This window comes from Lelliottia sp. RWM.1 (genome assembly GCF_016859735.1).
Lineage (GTDB): Bacteria > Pseudomonadota > Gammaproteobacteria > Enterobacterales > Enterobacteriaceae > Enterobacter.
In genome coordinates, this window is the sequence record NZ_WLVC01000021.1 from 15,952 (window position 1) to 42,222 (window position 26,271).

The following is a 26,271-nucleotide window of genomic DNA, read 5'->3' on the forward strand; positions in this document are numbered from 1 at the left end:
TGACGCAGAAATTAAGAATAATGAGATAGTGTAGCGAGGCAGGCTACTTCGTACAAAAGAAAAAGCCGGCGCACGGTGCGCCGGCCTTAACAAACGAGGACTTAATCAAAACGCAGTTGCGGTGCGACCTCTTTTACCTGCGCCAGGTAGTCCGTGCGATCTTTCCCGGTCAGCCCCTCAGTGCGCGGCAGTTTCGCCGTCAGCGGGTTCACTGCCTGCTGGTTGATCCACACTTCATAATGCAGATGTGGACCGGTAGAACGTCCAGTGTTACCCGAAAGGGCAATACGATCGCCGCGTTTCACTTTCTGCCCTGGCTGTACCAGCAATTTACGCAGATGCATGTAGCGAGTGGTGTAGGTGCGTCCGTGGCGAACAGCCACATAATACCCGGCAGCGCCACTGCGTTTAGCCATCACGACTTCACCGTCACCGACAGCCAGCACTGGCGTACCCTGTGGCATCGCAAAGTCGACACCACGGTGTGGAGCAACTCGCCCTGTCACCGGGTTCAGGCGACGCGGGTTAAAGTTAGACGAGACGCGGAATTGCTTGGACGTCGGGAAACGCAGGAAGCCTTTCGCAAGCCCTGTACCGTTGCGGTCGTAGAACTTACCATCTTCAGCACGAATGGCGTAGTAATCCTTACCATCAGAACGCAGACGAACACCGACCAGTTGGCTCTGCTCACGCTTACCGTCAAGCATTTCGCGGGACATCAGCACCGAGAACTCATCACCTTTTTTGAGTTTCCTGAAATCCATCTGCCACTGCATGGCCCTGATCACAGAACTGATCTCCGCACTGGTGAGACCAGCATCACGTGCACTGGCCACAAAGCTTGCACCGACTGTTCCTTTCAGGACGTTATTAACCCAATCGCCTTGCTGAACTTCACTGCTCATTTTGAAACCGTTTTCAGTACGATCGTAGGTACGGGTTTCGCGACGAGAGACTTCCCACGTCAGGCGCTGTAAATCACCATCCGCAGTCAGTGTCCATGAAAGTTGCTGACCAATCTTCAGGTTTCGAATGTCTTTATCTGCTGCCGCAAGCTGGCTGATATCACCCATATCAATGCCATACTGATTAAGAATGCTACTGAGCGTATCGCCTGTGGAGACGACATATTCATGCATACCCGCTTCAGACGAGGTTTTATCGTCTAACTCATCTTGCGGGATGGCTTCGTCTTCCTGTGCAGCCTGATCGATCGGTTCACTGGCTTCTGGTAACAAAGAACGGATCTCGTTCTTCTCAAGTTCGATGGTTTTAACGATAGGGGCAGAATGTGGATGGTACACATAGGGCCGCCAGACGGCGACCGCTAAGGTAAGTACAGTAAGCGACCCCAGCATGACGCGGTGGGGTCGTGGCATGTTATTAAATGCCAGAGCGACAGAGCGGGCTATCTGTTGCACGTATTCACTTCCTCGTTAATCTCCTTTCAGGCAGCTCGCATACTGGTTCGCCAGTTGGCTGAGAAACTGTGAATAGCTCTCTTTGCCCAACTTAACAGGGGTTCCAAGCGGGTCCAGGGTTCCCATGCGCACGGAAGTTCCCCTGGCCACGGCTTCCACGACCGCTGGCCTGAACTGTGGCTCAGCAAAAACGCACGTCGCTTTTTGCTCAACCAACTGTGTTCTGATCTCATGTAAACGCTGCGCACCGGGCTGAATTTCAGGATTGACGGTGAAGTGACCAAGCGGGGTCAAGCCGTAGTGTTTTTCGTAGTAGCCATAGGCGTCATGAAAAACGAAATATCCTTTACCTTTCAATGGTGCGAGCTCGTTACCAACCTGCTTATCGGTTGCGGCTAATTGTGCCTCAAAATCCTTCAGGTTGGCGTCAAGTCTGGCTCGACTTTGCGGCATAAGTTCCACTAATTTGTCGTGGATTGCAACCGCCGAGAGCCGCGCTATCTCTGGCGAAAGCCAAAGATGCATGTTGTACTCGCCATGATGGTGATGGTCGTCACCTTTTTCGCCTGTGGCATGGTCATGGTCATGTTCGTCACCATCGTCATCAGCCCCTTTCATGAGCAACGGTTTCACACCTGGCAGCTCAGCAATAGTTACCTGTTTTTGCGCAGGAACCTGCTTGGCCGACTTTTGCATGAAGGCTTCCATCTCAGGGCCAATCCATACAACTAAGTCCGCGTTCTGTAAGCGTTTTACATCCGAAGGACGCAGAGAGTAATCATGTTCTGAAGCCCCATCAGGCAGTAAGGCTTGTGTCTCCGTTACCCCGTCCGCAATGGCTGAGGCAATGAATCCTAATGGCTTAAGCGAAGCGACAACGGCGGCGTTAACATCTTGTGCTGTTGTACCCCAAAGGGCAGCGGATAATGCTGCGAAAAGAAGCGTATTTTTATGTAACATAATGCGACTAATCATCGTAATGAATGCGTGGAATGTGATATTATAACATTCGATGACTTCTGCAAGCTTAAATTGACATGACGACTTTGGTTTCTCTCGAAAATATTTCGGTGTCATTCGGTCAGCGCCGCGTCCTCTCTGACGTCTCGCTGGATCTGAAACCCGGCAAAATTTTAACGCTGCTTGGCCCTAATGGGGCAGGTAAATCGACACTGGTGCGCGTGGTTCTTGGGCTGGTAACACCTGACACGGGGGTTATCAAGCGCGATGGCAAGTTACGCATTGGCTACGTGCCGCAAAAATTACACCTGGATGCGACCCTGCCGCTAACGGTCAGCCGTTTTCTGCGGTTGCGCCCCGGTACGCGTAAAGATGACGTGCTTCCCGCGTTAAAACGTGTTCAGGCAGGACATCTGATGGATGCCCCCCTACAGAAGCTTTCGGGTGGCGAAACACAGCGAGTGTTACTCGCGCGGGCACTGTTGAGCCAGCCCCAGTTGCTGGTACTTGATGAACCGACTCAAGGGGTTGACGTCAACGGCCAGGTTGCGCTGTACGATTTAATCGACCAACTGCGGCGTGAACTTGATTGTGCGGTACTGATGGTCTCTCACGATCTGCATCTGGTGATGGCAAAAACAGATGAAGTTCTGTGCCTTAACCACCATATTTGCTGCTCTGGCACGCCAGAAGTGGTCTCAATGCATCCTGAATTTATCTCTATGTTCGGCTCCCGTGGGGCCGAACAGTTGGGTATTTATCGTCATAACCATAATCACCGCCATGATTTGCAAGGACGAATTGTGCTGCGTCGGGGCAATGGACACTCATGATTGAACTGTTACTTCCCGGCTGGCTGGCCGGAATTATGCTGGCCTGCGCGGCTGGACCGTTAGGCTCTTTTGTCGTCTGGCGCAGAATGTCCTACTTTGGTGATACCTTAGCCCACGCTTCTCTGCTCGGTGTGGCCTTTGGCCTGCTGTTGGATGTAAATCCTTTCTACGCCGTCATTGTTGTAACTCTGCTGCTGGCTGCAGGTCTGGTGTGGCTTGAAAAACGCCCTCACCTCGCAATTGATACGCTGCTTGGCATCATGGCACACAGTGCCCTCTCACTGGGTCTGGTGGTGGTCAGTCTGATGTCTAACATCCGCGTCGATCTGATGGCCTACCTGTTCGGCGACCTGTTGGCTGTCACACCAGAAGACCTGATCTCCATCGCCATTGGTGTTGTTGTGGTACTGGGCATTTTATTCTGGCAGTGGCGCAATTTGCTGGCGATGACCGTTAGCCCGGATCTCGCGTTTGTCGATGGTGTTAAACTGCAGCACGTGAAACTACTGCTGATGCTGGTCACGGCGTTAACCATTGGTGTGGCAATGAAGTTTGTTGGTGCATTGATTATTACATCTCTGCTGATCATCCCTGCGGCAACAGCGCGTCGCTTTGCCAGAACACCGGAGCAAATGGCGGGAGTCGCGGTCATTATCGGTATGATTGCGGTCACTGGGGGGTTAACCTTCTCGGCGTTCTACGATACGCCAGCGGGCCCGTCAGTGGTGCTGTCCGCGGCGCTGCTGTTTATTCTGAGTATGATGAAGAAAACCGCAAGTTAAGCTGGAGGGCGATGAGATGCCCTCACCCTCTCCCTGTGGGAGAGGGAAGCGTCAGCTAAGGCATCTCTGGTGGGGTGATCCCGAAATGATTCCAGGCCCGGACTGTCGCCATACGCCCACGTGGCGTACGTTGTAAAAAACCCTGCTGGATCAAATAGGGTTCAAGCACATCTTCAATGGTTTCGCGCTCTTCACCGATAGCGGCTGCCAGGTTATCGAGCCCCACCGGACCGCCAAAGAATTTATCCAGCACCGCCAGCAGTAACTTGCGGTCCATATAATCGAAACCTTCGGCATCCACATTCAACATATCCAGTGCCTGAGACGCAATCTCCACCGAGATTGTGCCATCGTGTTTCACCTCTGCAAAATCACGCACGCGGCGCAGCAAACGGTTTGCAATACGCGGTGTTCCACGAGAGCGTTTAGCCACTTCGAATGCCCCTTCATCACTCATTTCCAGCCCCATATAGCGTGCGCTACGGCTGACAATGTGCTGAAGATCAGGAACCTGATAGAACTCCAGGCGTTGCACAATCCCAAAACGATCGCGCAAGGGAGAGGTCAAAGAGCCCGCGCGCGTTGTTGCGCCAATCAGCGTAAACGGCGGGAGATCGATTTTAATCGAGCGCGCAGCAGGACCTTCGCCAATCATGATATCCAGTTGGTAATCTTCCATTGCCGGATAGAGCACCTCTTCAACAACAGGTGACAAACGGTGGATTTCATCGATGAACAACACGTCATGAGGCTCAAGGTTGGTGAGCATCGCCGCCAGGTCACCGGCTTTCTCCAGTACCGGGCCTGATGTAGTACGCAGATTGACGCCCATTTCATTGGCGACAATATTAGCAAGCGTCGTTTTACCCAGACCTGGCGGGCCAAAAATGAGCAGGTGATCGAGCGCATCGCCACGCAGTTTTGCCGCCTGGATGAAGATTTCCATCTGCGAACGAACCTGCGGCTGGCCAATATACTCATCAAGCAGCTTTGGGCGAATCGCACGATCCACGACATCTTCTGGCGTGTTACTGGCGGCAGAGACCAGGCGGTCTGCTTCAATCATCCTTTACCTCACAATGCGGCGCGCAGCGCTTCGCGGATCAGGGTTTCACTGCTGGCATCCGGTTTGGCAACCTTGCTGACCATACGGCTGGCTTCCTGAGGCTTGTAGCCCAGTGCCACCAGTGCAGCAACCGCTTCCTGTTCAGCATCATCAGATGCCGGAGAATCAGGAGAGGTCAGCACCAGATCGGCTGCCGGCGTAAAGAGATCGCCATGCAGACCTTTAAAGCGATCTTTCATTTCGACAATCAGACGTTCCGCCGTCTTTTTCCCGATACCAGGAAGTTTAATCAATGCCACAGGATCTTCACGCTCAACGGCGTTAACAAACTGCTGAGCCGACATGCCGGATAAAATCGCCAGCGCCAGTTTCGGCCCCACGCCATTGGTTTTAATCAGTTCACGGAACAGGGTGCGTTCCTGTTTATTGTTAAACCCATACAACAGTTGTGCATCTTCACGCACGACAAAATGGGTGAAAACAATGGCTTCTTTCCCGGCATCAGGAAGCTCATAGAAACAGGTCATTGGCATGTGTACTTCATAGCCCACGCCTCCCGTTTCAAGCAGTACTAACGGGGGTTGTTTTTCAATGATGATGCCTCTGAGTCTGCCTATCACATGACGCTCCTGCGTTCTGGAAGAAGTTATGCCCTAAATAATTCGAGTTGCAGGAAGGCTGCAAGGGAGTAAATCCCCAGGAGCGAAAACCCGTAAGTGACTGGGGTGAGCGAGTGCAGCCAACGCTCATGCAACTTGAAGTATGACGAGTATAATAAAAAAAGGCTGGATAAACATCCAGCCTGATTTGTTATTATCGTAACCTGCCTCGTGCCAGATTGAGCCGCGACTCACTCATCTGCATCGCATTTTGGCTGACATGGCAGTGAGTTATCGCAATTGCCAGCGCATCGGCGGCATCAGCCTGTGGGTTAGCCGGCAGCTTCAGCAAGGTGCGCACCATGTGCTGTACCTGACTTTTCTCTGCACTACCAATCCCCACGACCGTCTGCTTCACCTGACGTGCGGCATATTCGAACACCGGAAGATCCTGGTTCACTGCCGCGACAATCGCCACCCCACGAGCCTGACCCAGTTTCAGCGCCGAATCGGCGTTTTTCGCCATAAAGACCTGCTCAATGGCAAAATAGTCTGGCTGAAACTGAGTAATGATTTCCGACACACCTGCATAAATGAGCTTCAGCCGTGACGGCAAATCATCGACTTTGGTGCGAATACAACCACTACCAAGGTAGGTTAGCTGGCGTCCAACCTGACGGATGACGCCATAGCCAGTGACGCGTGAGCCAGGGTCAATCCCGAGGATTATCGACATCACGCGTCTCCTGTAAACGGTTCATGCACCCTATATAATTCGAGCGCCAGGAAGGTAAGCGAACGCAAACAACGCACCTGTCGCCTGAAGTATGACGGGTATACGCTCTCATCAGAGAGTCGCCGCAACCTCATCCGAGATTTCACCGTTGTGATACACTTCCTGCACGTCGTCGCAGTCTTCAAGCATGTCGATCAGACGCAGCAGTTTTGGCGCAGTCTCTGCATCCATATCCGCTTTGGTTGACGGAATCATCGAGACTTCTGCGTTATCCGCTTTCAGACCAGCAGCTTCCAGCGCATCACGTACAGCGCCCATCTCTTCCCATGCGGTATAAACGTCAATCGCACCGTCGTCGAAGGTTACAACGTCTTCAGCACCGGCTTCCAGCGCCGCTTCCATGATCACATCTTCGTCGCCTTTCTCGAAGGAGATGACGCCTTTTTTGCTGAACAGGTAAGCAACTGAACCATCAGTTCCCAGATTACCGCCGGTTTTGGTGAACGCATGACGCACTTCCGCAACGGTACGGTTACGGTTGTCAGACAAGCATTCAACCATCACTGCAGTACCGCCAGGGCCGTAACCTTCATAAATGATGGTTTCCATGTTCGCGTCGTCATCACCGCCAACACCACGCGCAATAGCACGGTTCAGGGTGTCACGCGTCATGTTGTTAGACAGCGCTTTATCAATCGCTGCACGCAGACGTGGGTTTGAAGCGGCATCGCCGCCCCCCAGACGCGCTGCGGTTACCAGCTCACGAATGATTTTAGTAAAAATTTTACCACGTTTAGCATCCTGTGCCGCTTTGCGGTGTTTGGTGTTGGCCCACTTACTATGACCTGCCATAAAAAGTTCCTCAAAAATTATCCGTCGCCTTTCAGCTACCGGGTGCGTTGGCTGCGCCCGCTCATACCGGTCACTTACCAACGTAAGCGTCTGGTGATTCGCGACCTTGCCGCCTTCCTGGTAACTGAAATGCCTGGAAATTAATTAACATTAATTACAAATTCTTCAATCGCCTGCCGATTGCTCCACGACTTGGTCAGTGCGGCGGCATCCGCCGCATCTACCCAGCGGTAGGTCAAATGTTCAGTGAACACGATCTCCCGTTCGTGGGGAAGCGCAAGACAGAACCAGGATTCCGTATTACGGTCGATGCCCGGCGCATAGCGATGGCGTAAATGGCTAAAAATTTCAAACTCCACCGTGCGCTGACAGTCCTTCAGGGTCAGTTGCTCAAGAGCAACATCGATAGTGACCTCTTCCTTTACTTCACGCACGGCAGCCTGCAATGCGGTTTCCCCCTCTTCCAGACTGCCGGTAACCGACTGCCAAAAATCAGGGTCATCGCATCGCTGCAACATCAGCACCCGTTTCGTGTCCTGGGCATAGATAACGACTAAGACAGAAATGGGGCGCTTATATTGCATATTATTCGTTCTCCGAAATCTCTTTTGACACTTTCGGCAAAACCTGGATGCCCAGTTCAGTCAGAGAGGCCGGGTTAGCAAAGCTCGGCGCTTCAGTCATCAGACACGCCGCTGCTGTGGTTTTCGGGAAGGCAATAACATCACGAATGTTGTCAGTGCCGGTCAGCAGCATGGTCAGGCGATCAAGACCAAACGCCAGACCTGCGTGCGGCGGCGTACCGTATTTCAGCGCATCCAGCAGGAAGCCAAACTTCTCACGCTGTTCTGTCTCGTTGATACCCAAAATACCAAACACCGTCTGCTGCATTTCACCGCTGTGAATACGCACGGAACCGCCACCCACTTCGTAGCCGTTGATGACCATGTCATAGGCGTTAGCTACCGCATCTTCCGGAGCAGCTTTCAGTTCAGCAGCCGTCATGTCTTTCGGTGAGGTGAATGGGTGGTGCATTGCAGTCAAACCACCTTCGCCGTCTTCTTCAAACATTGGGAAGTCGATAACCCAGAGCGGAGCCCATTTGGTTTCGTCGGTCAGGTTGAGGTCTTTACCCAGTTTCAGACGCAGTGCGCCCATCGCATCGGCAACGCCTTTCTTGTTGTCTGCGCCGAAGAAGATCATGTCGCCGTCTTGCGCACCAGTGCGCTCAAGGATCGCTTCCACGATTTCCGCATTCAGGAATTTCGCGACCGGGCTGGTAATACCGTCCAGACCTTTTGCTCGCTCGGTCACCTTAATGTAGGCCAGGCCTTTCGCGCCGTAGATCTTGATGAAGTTGCCGTAGTCGTCAATCTGTTTACGGCTAAGAGCTGCACCACCCGGTACGCGCAGAGCAGCAACACGGCCTTTTGGATCGTTAGCCGGGCCAGCAAATACCGCGAACTCGACGGATTTTACCAGGTCAGCCACGTCCACCAGCTCCATTGGGTTACGCAGGTCTGGTTTGTCTGAGCCGTAACGACGCTCCGCTTCAGCAAAGGTCATGATTGGGAAATCACCCAGCTCTACACCTTTCACGTCGTTCCACAGTCCGCGCACCAGCGCTTCCATCACTTCACGCACCTGTTCGGCAGTCATGAAGGAGGTTTCTACGTCGATCTGGGTAAATTCTGGCTGACGGTCAGCACGCAGGTCTTCGTCACGGAAGCATTTTACGATCTGATAGTAGCGATCAAAACCGGACATCATCAGCAACTGTTTGAACAGCTGTGGAGACTGTGGCAACGCATAGAATTTGCCTTTATGAACGCGGGACGGGACCAGGTAATCGCGTGCGCCTTCTGGCGTGGCTTTGGTCAGCATCGGGGTTTCGATGTCGAGGAAACCGTGATCATCCATAAAGCGGCGCACCAGGCTGGTGATTTTCGCGCGTGTTTTCAGACGCTGAGCCATTTCTGGGCGACGCAGATCCAGATAACGGTATTTCAGGCGAGCTTCTTCCGTATTGACGTGGTTTGAGTCAAGCGGCAGCGCTTCTGCGCGGTTGATGATCGTCAGATCGGAGGCCAGTACTTCGATTGCGCCAGTCGCCATTTCAGCGTTGATGTTCTTCTCATCACGCGCGCGCACCGTACCGGTCACCTGGATGCAGAATTCATTACGCAGTTCAGAAGCCAGCTTCAATGCATCCGCGCGATCCGGATCGAAGAACACCTGAACGATACCTTCACGGTCGCGCATATCGATGAAAATAAGGCTACCAAGATCACGACGACGGTTGACCCAACCACACAAGGTAACTTGCTGTCCGACATGGGACTGACGCAGCTGCCCGCAATATTCTGTACGCATGAGATATCCCTTAATTAGCCGCAGGCTGATTGTCGCCTTTGTTCCAGGCTACGTTTGTCGCAGCTTTAACTGTATGTCACCACTGGGTGAAAAAAGGCGGCTATTATACTGAAAATTCCGCCATACGATAAGAGAGAAGCGCGCCTGACGCACGTTTGCTGCACTCTTATTGCGCATTCTCACAAAAATTAACAAAATTATCCGATCTTCATCCCCCCTTTACGTCGTAAGGTGTGGCCAAAGCGATTCATTTTACTGGAGTAACCATGTTGACATTTGATGCCACTAAAACTGCCCTTGTCGTGATTGATTTGCAGGAAGGGATCCTGCCCTTTGCCGGTGGCCCTCATACCGCAGGGGATGTGGTCGACCGTGCTGCCCGCCTGGCAGAAAAATGTCGTCGTGTTGGCGCTCCGGTTGTCCTGGTCCGTGTAGGTTGGTCTGAAGACTTCGCTGAAGCATTAAAACAGCCCGTCGATGCGCAAGCGCCTGCTCACGCACTGCCTGCTAACTGGTGGGCTTATCCAGAAAAACTGGGTAAATGCGACAGCGATATTGAGGTAACAAAGCGTCAGTGGGGCGCATTCTACGGAACCGATCTCGAATTACAGCTGCGCCGCCGTGGCATTGACACCATCATTCTGTGTGGGATCTCCACCAACATCGGCGTGGAATCTACCGCCCGCAACGCCTGGGAACTGGGCTTTAACCTGGTGATTGCAGAAGATGCATGCAGCGCGGCATCGGCTGACCAGCATAAGGGCAGCATGACAAACATCTTCCCGCGCATTGGGCGTGTACGCAGCACAGAAGAGATCGTAAGCGCGTTATGATCTATCTGGGCCTTCCCCAATGGTCGCACCCGAAATGGGTGCGGCTGGGTATCACCAGCCTCGAAGAGTACGCCCGACACTTCAACTGTGTCGAAGGCAATACCACGCTGTACGCCTTGCCAAAGGCCGAAATTGTGGCGCGCTGGCACGAACAAACCACCGATAGCTTCCGCTTTTGCTTTAAGTTTCCGGCAACCATTTCCCACAACGCAGCGCTGCGTAACTGCGGTGATTTGACCGAGGAATTTTTGAGCCGAATGTCGCCGCTGGCAAACCGAATCGGACAATACTGGCTCCAGCTTCCCGCCACGTTTGGCCCACGAGACCTGCCTGCGCTGTGGCAGTTTCTTGATATGTTGCCTCGTGAGTTCACTTACGGTGTCGAAGTGCGACACCCTGATTTTTTCGCAAAAGGTGACGCGGAAAAAGCGCTTAATCGCGGCCTGCATGAGCGCGCGGTGAATCGTGTCATCCTCGACAGCCGACCGGTGCATAGCGCCATTCCACATAATGAGGCGGTTATTGAGGCTCAACGGAAAAAACCAAAGGTTCCCGTGCATGCGGTTGTCACCGCCACGAACCCAATGGTGCGCTTTATCGGGAGTGACAATATGCAGCAGAATCAGGCGATGTTTGCCGTCTGGCTGCGCACGTTGCCTGTATGGGAGCAAACCACTACGCCCTACCTTTTCCTGCATACTCCGGATATTGCCCAGACACCTGAACTGGTCGATGCTCTCTGGCAAGCCTTACAAACTGCGGTTCCGTCGGTCGGACCAGCGCCTTCTATCCCACAACAATCTTCTCTTTTCTGATATCAGCCCCTATCATATAGACGAGCCATCTGCCAAAAACAGGGAGTTTGTATGGTCAGCGCGCTGTATGCCGTGTTAGGTGCATTACTGCTGATTAAGTTTTCGTTTGATGTTGTGCGCCTGAGAATGCAGTATCGCGTCTCCTACGGTGATGGTGGTTTTTCTGAGCTGCAAAGCGCCATTCGCATTCATGGCAACGCGGTGGAATACATTCCTGTCGCGCTCGTTTTGTTGCTGTTTATGGAGATGAACGGCGCGGAAACCTGGATGGTTCACGTTTGCGGTCTTCTGCTGATTGCAGGCCGGTTAATGCATTACTACGGTTTTCATCATCGCTTATTTCGCTGGCGTCGTTCTGGCATGAGTGCAACCTGGTGTTCGCTGTTGCTGATGGTGCTGGCTAACCTTTGGTATATGCCGTGGGAGTTGGTTTTCTCTTTCCATTAGCGCACAATACGCCACTTTATTTTTCCCGGATGTTTACGTTATGTCTGATCGCGACACGCTTTTTTCCGCGCCTATCGCCAGCCTTGGCGACTGGACCTTTGATGAACGGGTAGCCGAAGTCTTCCCTGACATGATCCAGCGCTCTGTTCCAGGTTATTCCAATATTATCTCCATGATCGGCATGCTGGCTGAACGCTTCGTTCAGCCTGGTACGCAGGTTTATGACCTGGGTTGTTCGCTTGGGGCCGCAACGCTGTCCGTTCGTCGTAACATTCATCATGACGGTTGTAAGATCGTTGCGGTTGATAACTCCCCGGCAATGGTCGAACGCTGCCGCCGTCACCTCGATGCCTACAAAGCACCCACGCCAGTGGATGTCATTGAAGGTGATATCCGCGAGATCAACATTGAAAATGCGTCAATGGTGGTCCTGAATTTTACCCTGCAGTTTCTGGAGCCTGACGACCGCCAGTTGTTGCTGGACAAAATTTATAAAGGCCTGAACCCTGGCGGCGCGCTGGTGTTATCTGAGAAATTCAGTTTTGAAGACGCCAGCGTGGGCGAATTGCTGTTCAACATGCACCACGACTTTAAGCGCGCCAATGGCTACAGCGAACTGGAGATCAGCCAGAAACGCAGCATGCTGGAAAATGTGATGCTGACGGACTCCGTTGAAACGCACAAAGCGCGTCTGCATCGCGCTGGCTTCGAGCACAGCGAACTCTGGTTCCAGTGTTTTAACTTTGGCTCACTGGTGGCATTGAAAGCAGAGGTGGCTGCATGATCGAGTTCGGTAACTTTTATCAGTTGATTGCCAAAAATCATCTTTCTCACTGGCTGGAAACACTGCCTGCGCAAATTGCCACCTGGCAACGCGAGCAACAACATGGCCTGTTAAAACAGTGGTCAAACGCCGTTGAGTTTCTGCCTGAACTGACGCCTCACCGTTTAGATCTCCTGCACAGTGTCACGGCAGAAAGCGAAGAGCCGCTCAGCCCTGGGCAGTTAAATCGCATTGAAACGTTGATGCGTAACCTGATGCCCTGGCGCAAAGGCCCCTACTCCTTATATGGCGTGAATATCGACACTGAATGGCGCTCAGACTGGAAATGGGACCGCGTGTTGCCACATCTGTCTGACCTGAGCGGTCGAACCATTCTGGATGTTGGCTGCGGCAGCGGTTACCACATGTGGCGTATGATTGGCGCAGGCGCACATCTTGTTGTCGGCATCGACCCTATGCAACTGTTCCTGTGCCAGTTTGAAGCGGTACGTAAATTACTGGGTAACGATCAGCGGGCGCACCTTCTCCCGCTTGGGATAGAGCAACTTCCAGCCTTAAATGCCTTTGATACCGTCTTCTCCATGGGCGTGCTCTATCATCGCCGTTCCCCACTGGAACACCTCTGGCAGCTAAAAGATCAGCTGGTGAACGGAGGCGAGTTGGTACTGGAAACGCTGGTTGTCGACGGCGATGAAAATACCGTACTGGTTCCAGGCGATCGCTACGCGCAGATGCGTAATGTCTATTTTATTCCTTCTGCCCTGGCGCTGAAAAACTGGCTGGAGAAGTGTGGCTTTGTTGATGTGCGTATTGCAGATGTGAGCGTAACCTCAATCGAGGAACAACGCCGTACAGACTGGATGGTAACCGAATCACTGGAGCAATTCCTCAACCCGGAAGACCACAGCAAAACCATTGAAGGCTATCCCGCGCCGATGCGTGCAGTGTTGATTGCCACCAAACCGTAATGTTCCCCTCATCCCGTCCCTCCCCCCACAGGAGCGAGGGTTAGGGGAATAAAAAAAGGCCCCTGTTGAAATTGCAGGGGCCTGGTACAAGCAAGCATCATATTGGGCGACATGATGCGCGGTAAAAATCGCTACGTTGCTACACGTGATAACGTTCAATCATCGATTTCATTACCGCAACCGACTCTCCATCTACACCGTAGCGGGAATACTCATCCGCCTCAGCATCCGTCGACATTGACAACCCTGTATTGCGATATCGCATAGGTGAAGGCGTCCACTTGCCTGCTGAGCTATGAAGCTCTTCTACCCCTGCGTTTAAAAACTTATCCAGATTGCTGGCACGGACTCCCGCACCCGCCATGACTATTGGAACACCGGAATGGGCTTTTAGTTCCGTAATTAATTGCAAACCTTTTTCAGCCGACGCTTGCTGGCCCGATGTGAGAATGCGCGCCACACCAAGTTCTGCAAGATTATCAAATGCCTGAAGCGGATCGGCACACATATCAAAAGCACGATGAAAAGTGACCGCCAGCCCCTCTGCCGCCTTCATAACCTGACGCATACGCGGCATATCGACATGGCCCTCTTCATCCAGCAGGCCGATGACCAGGCCCTGGAATCCAAGATCGCGTACCAGCCTGATATCATCAAGCATGGCACTGAACTCATCCGTCGTATAACAAAAATCTCCACCACGCGGACGAATAATCGGGTGAACCGGAATCGTCACCTCACGGCGAACTGACATCAACACACCGTATGACGGTGTTAATCCACCTTCTTTCGGAGCCGCACACAACTCGATACGGTCAGCGCCGTAATGTTGCGCGGTGACGGCACACTCCATGCTGTAACAACAAATCTCCAGCAGCGCCATTCCTTCCTCCTTAACGTCCCTAAAACGAGCTATCATCCCACGCCTTCCACTTTGGGACTCAGCGTAAGTTCACAAAGTCTTACGTGTTATTCTTCACTGGCGACAATCTGTTCGATTGTCCACGGATGAAATTTTACAGTCACTTTCCCGTCGGTAACGGCAAGCGTGGGGTTTGGTAACCGCTCGCGCTCACCTTTTGGGGAACTGGTTTTTACAAAAACACCCGGTTTGCTTAACCCATCATCAGAGAGCAGCGACAACGCCCTGGCATTCAGGGTTTCAGGGTCACCAGGCAAGACAATTTCGATATGCTCCCACCCTTCATGCGGATAACGTTTCTCTCCCGGCCAGGGCAACTCGACAACAGTGAATTGCCAGTGCGCCACGCAGACGGGCTCATGTAATTTAAACAAGCAGATGGGACGGCCATTAATAATGTTTTCTGAGAGCAACTCACCACACTGTTCAAATCCACGACGCCAGCGCTCGGCGGTGGCATTCTGATGGCAGCGCAGAGAAATGTGATCTGCTTCAAGCGGCGCGATATCCAGTCCAAGACGGGTGGCAAGTTCTGTGAACGCCTGAGTGAAACGGGGTAAATCTGCGGAAATATCATGCAGTTCGTCAATGGATAGCCAGTTCGCCATAAGTCAGTCTCTTATCGTGTCGCAAAGCCGCTAATTTACTCTGTTGCCAGACGTCAACCAACCGCTGAATTCGGGTTTTTATTCCTGCATGTTTATGCAGACCTTCTCCGCCTGGATTCTGAGCGATCTTCCCCCCGCGCAATGCTGACGCCAGAAGGCATTTGCAGTATACTCCCGCCCTAAATTCTTAAACTGCCGTGGGTGTTGGTTAACCCGCGTCAAAAACGTAAGGTATCCAGGTGAATATTCAGGCTCTTCTCTCAGAAAAAGTCAGTCAGGCACTGATTGCCGCAGGTGCGCCTGCGGATTGCGAACCCCAGGTTCGTCAGTCAGCAAAAGTACAGTTTGGCGACTATCAGGCTAATGGCGTGATGGCAGTGGCTAAAAAACTGGGCATGCCGCCGCGACAACTCGCTGAGCTGGTGCTGACTCATCTGGATCTGGACGGTATCGCCAGTAAAACAGAAATCGCCGGTCCTGGTTTTATTAACATTTTCCTTGAGCCTGCTTTCCTGGCACAACATGTTGACGCGGCGCTGAAATCCGACCGTCTTGGTGTGAGCCAACCACAGGCGCAGACGGTAGTTATTGACTACTCAGCACCTAACGTTGCGAAAGAGATGCACGTTGGTCACTTGCGCTCCACCATCATCGGTGATGCCGCTGTCCGCACGCTGGAGTTTCTGGGTCACAAAGTGATCCGCGCTAACCACGTCGGTGACTGGGGTACGCAGTTCGGCATGCTGATCGCTTACCTGGAAAAACAACAGCAGGAAAATGCTGGTGAAATGGCACTGGCGGACCTGGAAGGTTTCTACCGCGAAGCGAAAAAACATTACGACGAAGATGAAGTGTTTGCTGAACGCGCCCGTAGCTACGTAGTGAAGCTGCAAGGTGGCGACGAATACTTCCGTGAGATGTGGCGCAAGCTGGTCGACATCACCATGTCCCAGAATCAGCTGACTTATAACCGCCTGAACGTAACGCTGACCCGTGACGATGTGATGGGTGAAAGCCTCTACAACCCAATGCTGCCGGGTATCGTGGCCGATCTTAAAGCAAAAGGCCTGGCAGTCGAGAGTGAAGGTGCTACGGTTGTGTTCCTTGATGAATATAAAAACAAGGAAGGCGAACCTATGGGCGTCATCATCCAGAAAAAGGATGGTGGCTACCTGTACACGACGACGGATATTGCCTGCGCGAAATATCGTTATGAAACGCTGCATGCCGATCGCGTGCTCTACTATATCGACTCCCGTCAGCACCAGCACCTGATGCAGGCATGGACCATCGTGCGTAAAGCCGGCTACGTGCCAGATTCTGTTCCACTGGAACACCACATGTTCGGCATGATGCTGGGCAAAGACGGTAAGCCGTTCAAAACCCGTGCGGGCGGTACAGTGAAGCTGTCCGATCTGCTGGACGAAGCGCTGGAACGTGCCCGTCGTCTGGTTGCAGAGAAAAACCCGGATATGGCCGCAGAGGAGCTGGAAAAACTGGCTAACGCAGTCGGTATTGGCGCAGTGAAATACGCCGATCTCTCCAAAAACCGTACCACCGACTACGTGTTTGACTGGGATAACATGCTGGCGTTTGAAGGTAACACCGCGCCATACATGCAGTATGCTTACACCCGCGTGCTGTCCGTGTTCCGTAAAGCTAACATTGACGAAAACGTGCTGGCTAATGCTGCCGTTGTGATCGGCGAAGATCGTGAAGCGCAGCTGGCGGCTCGCCTGCTGCAGTTTGAAGAGACGCTGGGCGTCGTTGCCCGTGACGGCACACCGCATGTAATGTGTGCTTATCTGTATGACCTGGCGGGTCTGTTCTCTGGTTTCTACGAACACTGCCCTATTCTCTCTGCCGAGAATGACGCGGTACGTCACAGCCGTTTGAAACTGGCGCAGCTGACGGCGAAAACCCTGAAGCTGGGTCTGGATACCCTGGGTATCGAAACCGTAGAACGGATGTAATGATCGTTTCATAAAAAAACCCGGCCAGTGCCGGGTTTTTTTATTATCAGAAGTATTTCCGCAGATATTCCGTCAGGCAGAGGATCGCCATGGCCTGTCCATACGGCATTGAGGTGAGTGGGATCTCTCGATAAAACACCAGGTTACTCCCCATACCAGTTCCAAATGACGTTTGCAGCAACTCTCCTTCCGGCGAAATATTCTGCACAATGCCGCGAATCGCCTTTTCAGCCACGTCCGCGAATTCCGCGCCGACATAGCGCTTACGCACCGCTTTCAGGATACCGTAGGCAAACCCTGCCGTGGCCGATGCCTCAAGATAGGAATCCGGATCGTCCAGCAGCGTATGCCAGAGACCACTTTCATCCTGGCATTTCGCCAGAGCAGAAATTTGCGCGTTGAGTACCTGAACCAGATAGCGGCGAACGGCATTATTTTCCGGTAAATCAACCAGTTCCAGGAAATCCGGGATCACGATAGTCAGCCAGCTATTTCCCCGTGCCCAGCGGGCGTTCGCGAAGTTATGCTGCCCATCGTAACTCCAGCCGTGGAACCACAGCCCTGTTTCGCGATCCATCAGATTTTGAACATGCAAAAGGAACTGATACACCGCCTCTTCCACGTATTCCGGTCGATTAAGCAACTTACCGATTTTCGCCAGTGGCAGGACGGTCATCATCAGCGTGTCATCCCACATCTGCTGATGATTCTCTTCGGCGAGGGTGATGTGTTGCATACCGCCATGGTCGGTACGCGGCATCTCATACATCGCCCATTCAGCCCAGCTATCCAGCCACGGCAGCCAGGCCGGGTTTTTGGTCTCTTCATAGCGAGAGGCAAGCGTTAAGAACGGCGCCATGGTATTGACGTTTTTGGTGGTCGCCCCTTCACGGAATCGATCAGTAAACCAGCTGTCAATAATGTCACGCATGCTCTCATCGCCGGTCTGGCAGTAATACTGCCAGATACCGTAAAGACCAACGCCATGCGTCCACTCCCATCCCGCCCATCCTTTGGTGTCGATCACGCGCCCGTCGTCCAGCCGCAGTAAGAAATCGCCCGTTTTGTCATGGATATTGACCAGATTTAGCGTCACTTTTTTAATCAGTGATTTCAGCTCATCCCTGGCGATAAAACGCTCAGGTTGACGCAGTAACGGACTCTGTTTGACAGGCCAAACCTTCATAATCTTAACCTCTGTTATATGTCGAATTCAGTACCGTACGATCCTTCAGGGAAGGTGCAGCAGGCTTATTGCGATTGAGATAACCGATGTTGTTGTTGCCCCACAACGATTCGTACGGCATACCGGCCAGCATTTCCACGGTGGCGCGGGCCTGCGGAGTGGCTCCTTCAGGCATAGCCCGACCAGACTCGCGCATTTTTGCCGTCTCTTCGCGCAATGTGCTGTGTGTTTGTAAATTCAGTTTGAAGCGTAATGACACCAGGAAGCCGCAAATCAGAACGGCGATCGTGCCAAAGCTCAGGATCATCAGAATGGTGTGACTCACTTCCGCAGGCTGTACTTTTTGTCCACTGACAAAACCAGACATCTGCATCACGATGCCCACCAGCATTATCGCCCCTGCCTGAGACGCCTTGCGGGTAAGCGTCATGATCCCCGCGAAGATCCCCTCACGCCGCTGGCCAGTGATCACTTCGTCCACATCGGCAATATAGGTGTAAGTATTCCATGGCACGTAGTTGATACCGCCGCGCCCCAGACCTGCCACCGCAGAAACCAGCAGCAGCAATGAATAGAGATCACTCAGACCGGCGTAGTAGAGCACTGCGTAAGACATTGACGCCAGGCCAAACAACACGACAACCATACGATATGACGGCGCGGGCCCGAACCGGATGCAAAGCGGGATCATGGCAATCACAGCGATGAACTGGAAGATAGCCATTGTACCCAGCAGGTTTGAGGCCATTGAGGCTTCCTGCATCAGGACGAATACCACGTAATACGTAAAGACCGCGTTGAACACGTCCTGAGCAATATACCCGCCGAGATACATCCCCAGATGCTGGCGGAATATCTTGATACGCAGCGTAGAACTTAACTCCACAAACAGCCGATTGAGACTTTGCCCTAATGAGAGTTTCTTTTTCTCTTCTTCAGCACGCAACGCCGCTTCCGTCCACTCTTCACGCGGGCGTTCCCAGGTAAAGAACCACACGAACGTCAGCATCAGCGCACAAAGAACGGAGAACACCAGGCTCGCATAGAAAAAGGAGACAGCATTGTCCTTACCGAATTGCGTCAACAAAATACCCGGCAGGAAGGAAGCCAGAATTGCTGACATCTGCGCCATTGAGATACGGGCGCCCGAAAACTTGGTTTTCTGTTTGAAGTCATCGGTCATTTCCGGCACTAAGGTTTCGTAGGGCACTAAGATCATGGTGTAAACAACATCAAACACCAGATAAGTCAGCAAGTAATACCAGAAGCCCATGTCCCCTACCCACATCAGGGAATAGCTAAATACGCAGGGGATACCAATCAGAATAAAGAACTTACGGCGACCAAAGCGTTTGCCAAGCCAGGTTGTGCCAAAGTTATCGGTTAAAAAGCCCATTAATGGGCTGACTACCGCATCCAGCACCCTTGCCGCAGCAAAGATGAACGTAGCTTCAATAGGTGAGAGTCCACAGAAGGTCGTATAAAAATATAAAAGCCAGGCCGCGGTCAGCGCAGTTGTGCCCGCGCCGAGGAAATCGCCTGACCCATAAGCAAGATAATTTGCGAGTCCAATTTTACGTGTTTTCATTGCCGTCAACCCTAATCAGTTTTAGGAGACTCCCTGTAAGCAAACCTCGTCCGGGAGCTTTTACACGGCTACAGTAAAAGTATCGCTTTGTTGATACCTTTCTGTTTCTGCCATCGCAAAGAATCGCGTGGCAAAAACGCAAAGAGTGTCGTTACGCGTGTCACTGATTTATAAAACAGCGTTTCTTTTGCATCAAAAGAGAGGGTCAATTTTGAGATCCAGTCATCAGAATAACCTGGTGACTGGGTGAAAAATGGGCAAGACGCGGGCAAGATACCCTGATGTTTCCGGCACACGGCCAGCACACAGACATGTTTTTAATGTTGTGCTTTCGTTTTTGTCGGTAAGCAACATAGCCACAGCGTATAAAAGACGGCAATTGAATTTAATACCATACTGATAACACTCGTTATCTGCTGCCCAGAGGTGTCATCTGTTATTGCAACAATGGCATTATGAATTCCAGTAAGAATAAGAGGCAGCACAAACAGGTTTACCAAAAGCGCTCCGCCGAACCACCAACCTGATCTTCCTGTATCGTGCACTCTTCTGATACCAAGAGAAATTATCGGTGCTAACAGTATTAATGGAGCAAATGTCTGAAGAGGAAAGTAGACAAACCAGGCCCATACCAGCATCATTCCGCCTCTGCTGGTATGGTCTGCCATAAAACCGACCAAACATAAGTAGCTTATTCCGGCAATGCATAAAATGATAACAGCATTGACTAATATAAATAGAAATAATTCTCTGCGTGTCGTCTGACCTTTATAGACAAAGGTTTTCTTCCAGCCTTCAAGGTAACACTCCATGATACTTTTATTCATTAATCCATCCTTTTTAAAATAAACACGTTATCTACAGTAAAACTCTCTTCTCCAGTCGAATTGCAATCAAAAATGAACCGATTTTTGTAACCTCAGAAAGTAACAATAAAACTATCGCAACCACTATTTCACCGGGCGCAATAGACTTAACTAACCACGGTAAAAAAGTGACAGAAGGTATCACAAGCAACAGGCGCAGTGGGGTCTGCGCCACGACCACGCAGAAAACCCGATCCCAGCATAAAAAGAGGAGTAGAGCAGAAAAAACAATCGACAGCGTTGTGAGCATTGATAAAACAAATATAGTAACCAGTAAATAACTGCTGCCATGATCAGAATATATATTTGTAAAATTTAAAATATCATCGACAAAAGGAACTTGTTTCTGTGCAATTTTATACCAAAAGTAGTGTGCTATATATAAAGCATCCATCCCTCCCCAGAACATGCAGACCTTTCTGAAATTAATTTTCACCTGCGCTCCTTACGATAAGATAATGCATTCATAAAACCCGGGGCGGATGATGAATTCATCATTGCATTAAAAAATAAAGCTATCCGAGTGCGCAGTATAGGGTCCACACTGTCTTTTATCCAGCCAAAATCGCGCCACCGCTTAGTCATGCGGCATAATCTCTTTGTGACCAAGACTAAAAAGATCAAAGTGGAATGAATAAATAGAATCTTAATGAATAAAACGACAAAAAACATAATCTCTGCAAATATATTATATCCGCAGGTTACGACAAGAACTGAAGCAATAAAACAGAGAAAGGGATAAAGAGAAAAGCACACATGATTTGATGAACTGCAATGCCATTCCGTTTAAGTGAATGGCATTGACCAGTTAGCGGTAGTTTACGATGACAGAATTGCTCTGTACTTTGAGCGCAGGGATCAGACGTCCTCCGCCAGGTACTTCCCAGACGAAGCGCAGCGGTTCAACAGCAGGTACGCCGTTGAACGCCTGGGTCGTTCCACTTTCACCATCAATCTCTGTGCAGCGGGTCTGAGAACATAAACGTACCAGCAACCCGGCAGGCGTTGGACCATTCAGTTGATAACGCCAGACCACCAGCGTCATCAAACCTGAAACGGGTTCAGATGCTGCGAGAGGACGTGACGAGGCAGACACTCCGCGATTATTCAGCGTGATGCCAATACTGCTGGCCTGCCACATTCCATCACCCGCGGCTTGCGCCGCCAGCGGAAACAGCACTATCCATAACCACTTGCGCATTATTTCCCTCCGATTGTCGCCGTCATACGAATATGACGATTATCCGACAGTTCCATATTTGACAACACCACCAGTTGCGTCAGGCTACGACGCAGGAAGCGGGACAGTAACGGACGTAACGCGTGGTTTACCAGAAGAACCGGTGGTGCGCCCAACATCTCCTGACGCGCCAGCGCTTCCTGAGTTTGCGCCAGCAGACGATCGGCCAGACCCGGCTCCAGGCCGCCCCCCCCTTGCAATGCCTGTAGCAGCAAACGTTCCAGCGGTGTATCCAGGCCAATAACCTGAACTTCGCCATTTCCCGGGAACCACTGCTGGGTGATCGCACGTCCCAGAGCCACACGCACAACCGCCGTCAGTTCATGCGGATCGCTTTGCAGCGGTGCATGTTCCGCCAGTGTTTCCAGGATGGTTCGCATGTCGCGAATCGGCACTTTTTCGTCAAGCAGGTTTTGCAGTACCTTATGCAGGGTAGTTAATGTCACCACTCCCGGAACCAGATCTTCCGTCAGCTTCGGCATCTCCTGGGTCACACGGTCGAGAAGCTGCTGTGCCTCCTGTCGACCAAACAACTCGGCGGAGAATTGACCAATAAGGTGATTCAGATGTGTTGCCACGACGGTACTGGCTTCAACCACGGTATAGCCCTGGATTTGCGCCTGTTCCTTCAGCGCACTCTCGATCCAGATAGCCGCCAGCCCAAAGGCTGGGTCGACGGTCTGCTCGCCGGGAAGAGTCCCTGCGGCCGTACCTGGGTTAATGGCCAGCCAGCGACCTGGATAGGCATCACCACTGCCAATCTCTACACCTTTCATCAGAATACGGTAGCGCGCAGGAGGTAAATCCATGTTGTCACGAATATGGACTACTGGCGGTAAAAAGCCCATGTCCTGAGCGAATTTTTTACGGATACTGCGGATACGGCCCAGCAACTCCCCATCCTGCTGGAAATCCACCATCGGGATCAGGCGATAGCCCACTTCCATCCCCAGTGAATCCTCCAGTTGAACATCGTTCCAGGTCGCTTCTACCGCCTGAGTATTCTCAGGCATTTTTACCGGGACAGACTCAGCCACGGGTTTATTTTCGCGCCCGCGCATCCACCACGCCAGGCCAAGCAACGCAGCAGTAAACAGCAGGAAGACCAGGTTTGGCATTCCTGGAACCAGTCCGAGCAGACCTAAAACACCGGCTGACAACATCATCACGCGTGGGTTGCTGAAAAGCTGCCCCACCATCTGCTGGCCTACGTCCTGGTCGGTACTCACGCGCGTCACGATGACACCCGCGGCCGTCGAGATCACCAGCGCCGGGATCTGGGCGACCAGACCGTCACCGATGGTCAGCAACGTATAGCTTTCTGCCGCGTGCCCCATGTCCATACCGTGCTGCAGCACACCGACCAACAGGCCGCCGACAACGTTGATCACCATGATCAGGATGCCCGCGACGGCATCACCACGCACAAACTTACTTGCACCATCCATTGAACCGTAGAAGTCAGCTTCCTGGGTCACATCGGAACGACGTCTCTTCGCTTCATCTTCACCAATCAACCCGGCATTCAGGTCGGCATCGATCGCCATCTGCTTACCCGGCATCCCATCCAGCACAAAACGCGCGCCAACTTCCGCAATACGTCCCGCACCTTTGGTGATAACCATAAAGTTGATGATGACCAGGATAACGAACACCACGATACCGATGGCGAAGTTCCCGCCCACCAGGAAGTGGCCGAAGGCTTCAACCACCTTACCTGCCGCGGCTGCACCCGTATGTCCTTCCATCAGGATGATACGCGTGGACGCAACGTTCAATGCCAGTCGCAACAACGTGGTAAAGAGCAAAATGGTCGGAAACGCTGCAAACTCCAGCGTACGCTGGGTGAACATCGCCACCAGCAGCACCATAATGGATAGCGCAATGTTGAATGTGAACAGCAGATCGAGGATGAACGCCGGTAGCGGCAGAACCATCATCGACAGAATCAGCAGGATAAGAATCGGCCCGGCCAGAACCTGCCATTGTGTCGATTTCATGTTGCCTGGCAGGCGCAACATTGCCAGCAGATTAGCCATCAGTATCCTTCTCATTCATAAAATCCAGCGCTTCAGGCACTGGAAGGTTCTCAGGTTTCACAGGTCGTTGACCGCCCGCTAAACGCCAGCGTTTCAGTTGCCATACCCAGGCCAGAACTTCCGCCACGGCAGCGTAAAGTTGTCCAGGGATCTGTTGTCCGATTTCCGCATGGCGGTATAACGCACGCGCCAGTGGCGGTGCTTCAAGAATCGGAACACGGTTTTCAGTTGCAATTTCACGAATGCGCAGCGCAATCAGTCCAGCCCCTTTGGCCACCACTTTTGGCGCACTCATTTTGTTTTCGTCGTATCGCAGTGCAACAGAATAGTGCGTCGGGTTGGTGACGATAACGTCCGCTTTTGGCACATCTTCCATCATGCGACGGCGTGCAGCAGCACGCTGCATCTGGCGAATACGCCCTTTCACGTGCGGATCACCTTCCATTTGTTTATATTCATCACGGATATCCTGACGGGACATTCGCAACTTCTTGATATGGGTATAAATCTGGAAGATAACGTCAAAACCCACCATCGGGATGATGCTGAGCACTACCAGCAACGCGCACAACCCTACCAGGTTCATGGCATTGCTCATGGCACTAAACGGGGATTCGCTCATCAGACGCATCATTTCAGGCCAGTTATGCAACAGATAAAAACCTGCCGCGCTGCCCATCAGCGTCGATTTGAGGATAGCTTTAACCAGTTCAGCCCCTGTCTGGGCCGAGAACATCCGGGCTATGCCGGGAAATGGATTAAGCTTGGAAAACTTGAACTGCAGTGATTTGGCACTAAACACCAGGCCGCCCAGCATGATAGGCGACACAATCGCCACCAGAACGACCCCAACGATGAGCGGAAGTAATGCGATCATCGCGTCTTTAATTAACAGGATGATTTGACTAAGAATCAGATTCGGATCATTGACCATGCTGTGATCAAAACGCAGCCCAGCCGTCAGCATTCCCGCCAATCTTCGGGCGAGCGACTCCCCTCCCAACCAGATAATGCACACGCCTACAATCAGAATCAGCAGGGATGTCAGTTCTCGGGATCGGGGGATTTGCCCTTCCTCACGCGCTTTTTCAAGTCGGTGGGGTGTGGGGGCTTCTGTTTTGTCGTCGCTGTCTTCTGCCACAGTGCGCGCTCGCTGCCCATTACGTCACGCTTATCATGCCAGCCGCGATAGAAACCAATGGCGGGAAAAGCCTGTCTATTCGGGCTCTTTTCGAGGTTTCTGGGGTGTTGAGTTGTCTTGAGATATTTGCGTTAGGGTATCCTCAGGCTGCTCGCGCAACCTGAGGATAAGACTCGCAATCAGAAACCGAGGCTGTCCAGCAGGTCGTCAACCTGGTCCTGGCTTGCCACAACTCCCGCTTTAGAGGCATCGAGCTGAGGGCCATTGAGCAGGCTTTCGTTCTCACGTTTAGGACGTGCAGCAGGTTCCGGGATGTTCTCCAGCAGAACCATCAGCAACTGACGTTCAATCTCCTGGATCACGTCCATCATACGCTTGATCACCTGACCGGTAAGATCCTGGAAATCCTGCGCCATCATGATGTCCAGCAATTGCGCATTCGTGAAGCTGGTATGACCGGGAACATCACCCAGGAATTTACGCGTATCCGTCACCAGTTCGCGGGCATCAGCCAGCTCAATGGGGTTTTCGAACCACTCATCCCAGCGCTTGGTCAGGGATTTTGCCCCTTTTTCCATTTCATCCTGATGCGGTTGTGACGCTTCAACGCTATTCAGTGCGCGTTCAGCGGCCTGAGCGGTCATCTGTACAACATAATCGAGACGATCGCGTGCATCCGGAATCGCTTCTGCTGCCTCAGCAATAGCCTGATCCAGACCTAGCTCGCGCAGACTGTCGCGCAGCATGCGCGTCAGGCTACCAATGCGGGCAATAATGTCGCTGGGCGAATGTTCTTCAACGGGTTTCATAGCAGGTTGCATCATCATAACTACCTCACATGCCGAGTTTCTCGAAGATCTTGCCGAGCTTTTCTTCCAGAGTCGCTGCAGTAAATGGCTTCACCACATACCCGCTTGCGCCCGCCTGTGCTGCTGCGATGATATTCTCTTTTTTCGCTTCTGCGGTCACCATCAGTACCGGCAGAGAAGACATATTGCCGTCCGCGCGAATGGTTTTCAGCAGTTCCAGACCGTCCATGTTAGGCATGTTCCAGTCAGAAATAACAAAACCAAAACCGCCAGCCTGCAGTTTGTTCAGCGCATCAACACCGTCTTCTGCCTCTTCAACGTTGTTGAAACCCAGCTCTTTCAGCAGGTTGCGAACGATGCGACGCATGGTGGAAAAGTCATCCACAACCAAAAATCTGAGCTCTTTGTCCGCCATAAAACTACACTCCTC

At 52.1% G+C, this 26,271-nt stretch carries 27 protein-coding genes; 8 read left to right on the plus strand and 19 right to left on the minus strand.

Translation table 11 applies throughout. The annotated features are described in order from the left end of the window. Positions 1-101: 101 nt before the first annotated feature. Positions 102-1,421: a murein DD-endopeptidase MepM gene (gene mepM / locus GF617_RS15430; protein WP_181619825.1), complete on the minus strand. Its 1,320-nt coding sequence runs from the start codon at positions 1,419-1,421 to the stop codon at positions 102-104. A 15-nt stretch (positions 1,422-1,436) separates the two neighbouring features. Then, positions 1,437-2,381 carry a zinc ABC transporter substrate-binding protein ZnuA gene (znuA, locus tag GF617_RS15435; protein ID WP_203452025.1) on the minus strand — a complete coding sequence of 315 codons (945 nt, stop codon included), beginning with the start codon at positions 2,379-2,381 and terminating at the stop codon, positions 1,437-1,439. Between the two features lie 77 nt (positions 2,382-2,458). Here znuA and znuC point away from each other — a divergent pair, with 77 nt between their 5' ends. Both znuC and znuB read left to right on the plus strand, forming a co-directional pair. Continuing rightward, positions 2,459-3,214 (plus strand): zinc ABC transporter ATP-binding protein ZnuC, encoded by a 756-nt coding sequence (gene znuC / locus GF617_RS15440; protein ID WP_181619826.1) that lies wholly within the window; start codon positions 2,459-2,461, stop codon positions 3,212-3,214. Further along, on the plus strand, positions 3,211-3,996 hold the full coding sequence (gene znuB / locus GF617_RS15445) for a zinc ABC transporter permease subunit ZnuB (RefSeq protein ID WP_203452026.1): 786 nt from the start codon (positions 3,211-3,213) through the stop codon (positions 3,994-3,996). Before znuC ends, znuB begins: the two co-directional genes overlap by 4 nt. Positions 3,997-4,051: 55 nt before the next feature. Here the strand turns inward: znuB and ruvB are convergent, their stop codons facing one another. The 6 genes from ruvB to aspS all read right to left on the minus strand — a co-directional run bounded on the left by ruvB (position 4,052) and on the right by aspS (position 9,622). Then, positions 4,052-5,062: a Holliday junction branch migration DNA helicase RuvB gene (ruvB, locus tag GF617_RS15450; RefSeq protein ID WP_181619828.1), complete on the minus strand. Its 1,011-nt coding sequence runs from the start codon at positions 5,060-5,062 to the stop codon at positions 4,052-4,054. Positions 5,063-5,070: 8 nt separating this feature from the next. Beyond that, positions 5,071-5,682, minus strand: a complete 612-nt coding sequence (gene ruvA / locus GF617_RS15455) for a Holliday junction branch migration protein RuvA (RefSeq protein WP_181619829.1) — start codon at positions 5,680-5,682, stop codon at positions 5,071-5,073. A 193-nt stretch (positions 5,683-5,875) separates the two neighbouring features. Continuing rightward, positions 5,876-6,397 (minus strand): crossover junction endodeoxyribonuclease RuvC, encoded by a 522-nt coding sequence (ruvC, locus tag GF617_RS15460; protein ID WP_003859749.1) that lies wholly within the window; start codon positions 6,395-6,397, stop codon positions 5,876-5,878. A 111-nt stretch (positions 6,398-6,508) separates the two neighbouring features. Beyond that, positions 6,509-7,249 carry a YebC/PmpR family DNA-binding transcriptional regulator gene (locus GF617_RS15465; RefSeq protein ID WP_181619830.1) on the minus strand — a complete coding sequence of 247 codons (741 nt, stop codon included), beginning with the start codon at positions 7,247-7,249 and terminating at the stop codon, positions 6,509-6,511. A gap of 140 nt (positions 7,250-7,389) precedes the next feature. Then, entirely contained in the window at positions 7,390-7,833 is a 444-nt protein-coding gene (gene nudB / locus GF617_RS15470; protein WP_181619831.1) for a dihydroneopterin triphosphate diphosphatase, read from the minus strand. A 1-nt stretch (position 7,834) separates the two neighbouring features. After that, complete coding sequence (aspS, locus tag GF617_RS15475; protein ID WP_203452027.1) at positions 7,835-9,622, minus strand: aspartate--tRNA ligase; 1,788 nt, start codon at positions 9,620-9,622, stop codon at positions 7,835-7,837. 266 nt (positions 9,623-9,888) lie between these two features. On the opposite strand from aspS, the gene GF617_RS15480 reads away from it, so the two are divergent. Genes GF617_RS15480 through cmoB form a run of 5 tightly spaced genes read left to right on the plus strand, consistent with a single transcriptional unit; the run spans position 9,889 to position 13,469 of the window. After that, on the plus strand, positions 9,889-10,455 hold the full coding sequence (locus GF617_RS15480; protein WP_203452028.1) for a hydrolase: 567 nt from the start codon (positions 9,889-9,891) through the stop codon (positions 10,453-10,455). Continuing rightward, positions 10,452-11,270: a DUF72 domain-containing protein gene (locus GF617_RS15485; RefSeq protein ID WP_203452029.1), complete on the plus strand. Its 819-nt coding sequence runs from the start codon at positions 10,452-10,454 to the stop codon at positions 11,268-11,270. Before GF617_RS15480 ends, GF617_RS15485 begins: the two co-directional genes overlap by 4 nt. Positions 11,271-11,321: 51 nt before the next feature. Further along, positions 11,322-11,717, plus strand: a complete 396-nt coding sequence (locus GF617_RS15490) for an MAPEG family protein (protein ID WP_181619835.1) — start codon at positions 11,322-11,324, stop codon at positions 11,715-11,717. Between the two features lie 40 nt (positions 11,718-11,757). Then, the gene (cmoA, locus tag GF617_RS15495) at positions 11,758-12,501 is read left to right on the plus strand and encodes a carboxy-S-adenosyl-L-methionine synthase CmoA (RefSeq protein ID WP_181619836.1); all 744 of its coding nucleotides are present in this window, start codon (positions 11,758-11,760) and stop codon (positions 12,499-12,501) included. Continuing rightward, entirely contained in the window at positions 12,498-13,469 is a 972-nt protein-coding gene (gene cmoB, locus GF617_RS15500) for a tRNA 5-methoxyuridine(34)/uridine 5-oxyacetic acid(34) synthase CmoB (protein ID WP_181619837.1), read from the plus strand. Before cmoA ends, cmoB begins: the two co-directional genes overlap by 4 nt. 139 nt (positions 13,470-13,608) lie before the next feature. Here the strand turns inward: cmoB and cutC are convergent, their stop codons facing one another. Together cutC and GF617_RS15510 are read right to left on the minus strand one after the other, a co-directional pair. After that, positions 13,609-14,352 carry a copper homeostasis protein CutC gene (gene cutC / locus GF617_RS15505; protein ID WP_181619838.1) on the minus strand — a complete coding sequence of 248 codons (744 nt, stop codon included), beginning with the start codon at positions 14,350-14,352 and terminating at the stop codon, positions 13,609-13,611. A gap of 86 nt (positions 14,353-14,438) precedes the next feature. Then, entirely contained in the window at positions 14,439-14,999 is a 561-nt protein-coding gene (locus GF617_RS15510) for a VOC family protein (protein ID WP_181619839.1), read from the minus strand. 239 nt (positions 15,000-15,238) lie between these two features. On the opposite strand from GF617_RS15510, the gene argS reads away from it, so the two are divergent. Further along, positions 15,239-16,972 carry an arginine--tRNA ligase gene (gene argS, locus GF617_RS15515; RefSeq protein ID WP_181619840.1) on the plus strand — a complete coding sequence of 578 codons (1,734 nt, stop codon included), beginning with the start codon at positions 15,239-15,241 and terminating at the stop codon, positions 16,970-16,972. Between the two features lie 46 nt (positions 16,973-17,018). On the opposite strand, the gene GF617_RS15520 is transcribed toward argS, so the two are convergent. From GF617_RS15520 to cheY, 9 genes are all read right to left on the minus strand, one after another. Further along, the gene (locus GF617_RS15520) at positions 17,019-18,158 is read right to left on the minus strand and encodes a glycoside hydrolase family 105 protein (protein ID WP_181619841.1); all 1,140 of its coding nucleotides are present in this window, start codon (positions 18,156-18,158) and stop codon (positions 17,019-17,021) included. A 4-nt stretch (positions 18,159-18,162) separates the two neighbouring features. Then, the gene (locus GF617_RS15525) at positions 18,163-19,746 is read right to left on the minus strand and encodes an MFS transporter (RefSeq protein ID WP_181619842.1); all 1,584 of its coding nucleotides are present in this window, start codon (positions 19,744-19,746) and stop codon (positions 18,163-18,165) included. Between the two features lie 317 nt (positions 19,747-20,063). After that, on the minus strand, positions 20,064-20,573 hold the full coding sequence (locus GF617_RS15530) for a DUF805 domain-containing protein (RefSeq protein WP_203452030.1): 510 nt from the start codon (positions 20,571-20,573) through the stop codon (positions 20,064-20,066). Positions 20,574-20,604: 31 nt separating this feature from the next. After that, positions 20,605-21,048 (minus strand): hypothetical protein, encoded by a 444-nt coding sequence (locus tag GF617_RS15535; RefSeq protein ID WP_181619844.1) that lies wholly within the window; start codon positions 21,046-21,048, stop codon positions 20,605-20,607. 372 nt (positions 21,049-21,420) lie between these two features. After that, positions 21,421-21,813 carry a flagellar protein FlhE gene (locus GF617_RS15540; RefSeq protein WP_181619845.1) on the minus strand — a complete coding sequence of 131 codons (393 nt, stop codon included), beginning with the start codon at positions 21,811-21,813 and terminating at the stop codon, positions 21,421-21,423. After that, complete coding sequence (gene flhA, locus GF617_RS15545; RefSeq protein ID WP_181619846.1) at positions 21,813-23,891, minus strand: flagellar biosynthesis protein FlhA; 2,079 nt, start codon at positions 23,889-23,891, stop codon at positions 21,813-21,815. The genes GF617_RS15540 and flhA overlap by 1 nt, the downstream gene beginning before the upstream one ends. Beyond that, a complete protein-coding gene (gene flhB / locus GF617_RS15550; protein WP_181619847.1) occupies positions 23,884-25,032 on the minus strand; it encodes a flagellar biosynthesis protein FlhB in 1,149 nt (382 codons plus the stop codon). Before flhB ends, flhA begins: the two co-directional genes overlap by 8 nt. Positions 25,033-25,211: 179 nt before the next feature. Further along, on the minus strand, positions 25,212-25,856 hold the full coding sequence (gene cheZ / locus GF617_RS15555; RefSeq protein ID WP_203452031.1) for a protein phosphatase CheZ: 645 nt from the start codon (positions 25,854-25,856) through the stop codon (positions 25,212-25,214). A gap of 10 nt (positions 25,857-25,866) precedes the next feature. Continuing rightward, positions 25,867-26,256: a chemotaxis response regulator CheY gene (gene cheY / locus GF617_RS15560; RefSeq protein WP_095282410.1), complete on the minus strand. Its 390-nt coding sequence runs from the start codon at positions 26,254-26,256 to the stop codon at positions 25,867-25,869. Positions 26,257-26,271 lie beyond the last annotated feature (15 nt).

What these genes read in the sequence shown, in the direction of transcription:
- GF617_RS15485 (WP_203452029.1), top strand. Translation starts at nt 10,452, where the DNA reads ATGATCTATCTGGGCCTTCCCCAATGGTCGCACCCGAAATGGGTGCGG.
- cmoA (WP_181619836.1), top strand. Translation starts at nt 11,758, where the DNA reads ATGTCTGATCGCGACACGCTTTTTTCCGCGCCTATCGCCAGCCTTGGC.
- znuA (WP_203452025.1), bottom strand. Translation starts at nt 2,381, where the DNA reads ATGTTACATAAAAATACGCTTCTTTTCGCAGCATTATCCGCTGCCCTT.
- ruvC (WP_003859749.1), bottom strand. Translation starts at nt 6,397, where the DNA reads ATGTCGATAATCCTCGGGATTGACCCTGGCTCACGCGTCACTGGCTAT.
- ruvB (WP_181619828.1), bottom strand. Translation starts at nt 5,062, where the DNA reads ATGATTGAAGCAGACCGCCTGGTCTCTGCCGCCAGTAACACGCCAGAA.
- znuC (WP_181619826.1), top strand. Translation starts at nt 2,459, where the DNA reads ATGACGACTTTGGTTTCTCTCGAAAATATTTCGGTGTCATTCGGTCAG.
- cheY (WP_095282410.1), bottom strand. Translation starts at nt 26,256, where the DNA reads ATGGCGGACAAAGAGCTCAGATTTTTGGTTGTGGATGACTTTTCCACC.
- GF617_RS15520 (WP_181619841.1), bottom strand. Translation starts at nt 18,158, where the DNA reads ATGAAGGTTTGGCCTGTCAAACAGAGTCCGTTACTGCGTCAACCTGAG.
- GF617_RS15525 (WP_181619842.1), bottom strand. Translation starts at nt 19,746, where the DNA reads ATGAAAACACGTAAAATTGGACTCGCAAATTATCTTGCTTATGGGTCA.
- cmoB (WP_181619837.1), top strand. Translation starts at nt 12,498, where the DNA reads ATGATCGAGTTCGGTAACTTTTATCAGTTGATTGCCAAAAATCATCTT.
- GF617_RS15530 (WP_203452030.1), bottom strand. Translation starts at nt 20,573, where the DNA reads ATGAATAAAAGTATCATGGAGTGTTACCTTGAAGGCTGGAAGAAAACC.
- cutC (WP_181619838.1), bottom strand. Translation starts at nt 14,352, where the DNA reads ATGGCGCTGCTGGAGATTTGTTGTTACAGCATGGAGTGTGCCGTCACC.
- GF617_RS15540 (WP_181619845.1), bottom strand. Translation starts at nt 21,813, where the DNA reads ATGCGCAAGTGGTTATGGATAGTGCTGTTTCCGCTGGCGGCGCAAGCC.
- GF617_RS15510 (WP_181619839.1), bottom strand. Translation starts at nt 14,999, where the DNA reads ATGGCGAACTGGCTATCCATTGACGAACTGCATGATATTTCCGCAGAT.
- aspS (WP_203452027.1), bottom strand. Translation starts at nt 9,622, where the DNA reads ATGCGTACAGAATATTGCGGGCAGCTGCGTCAGTCCCATGTCGGACAG.
- GF617_RS15480 (WP_203452028.1), top strand. Translation starts at nt 9,889, where the DNA reads ATGTTGACATTTGATGCCACTAAAACTGCCCTTGTCGTGATTGATTTG.
- cheZ (WP_203452031.1), bottom strand. Translation starts at nt 25,856, where the DNA reads ATGATGCAACCTGCTATGAAACCCGTTGAAGAACATTCGCCCAGCGAC.
- flhA (WP_181619846.1), bottom strand. Translation starts at nt 23,891, where the DNA reads ATGGCTAATCTGCTGGCAATGTTGCGCCTGCCAGGCAACATGAAATCG.
- GF617_RS15490 (WP_181619835.1), top strand. Translation starts at nt 11,322, where the DNA reads ATGGTCAGCGCGCTGTATGCCGTGTTAGGTGCATTACTGCTGATTAAG.
- GF617_RS15465 (WP_181619830.1), bottom strand. Translation starts at nt 7,249, where the DNA reads ATGGCAGGTCATAGTAAGTGGGCCAACACCAAACACCGCAAAGCGGCA.
- nudB (WP_181619831.1), bottom strand. Translation starts at nt 7,833, where the DNA reads ATGCAATATAAGCGCCCCATTTCTGTCTTAGTCGTTATCTATGCCCAG.
- znuB (WP_203452026.1), top strand. Translation starts at nt 3,211, where the DNA reads ATGATTGAACTGTTACTTCCCGGCTGGCTGGCCGGAATTATGCTGGCC.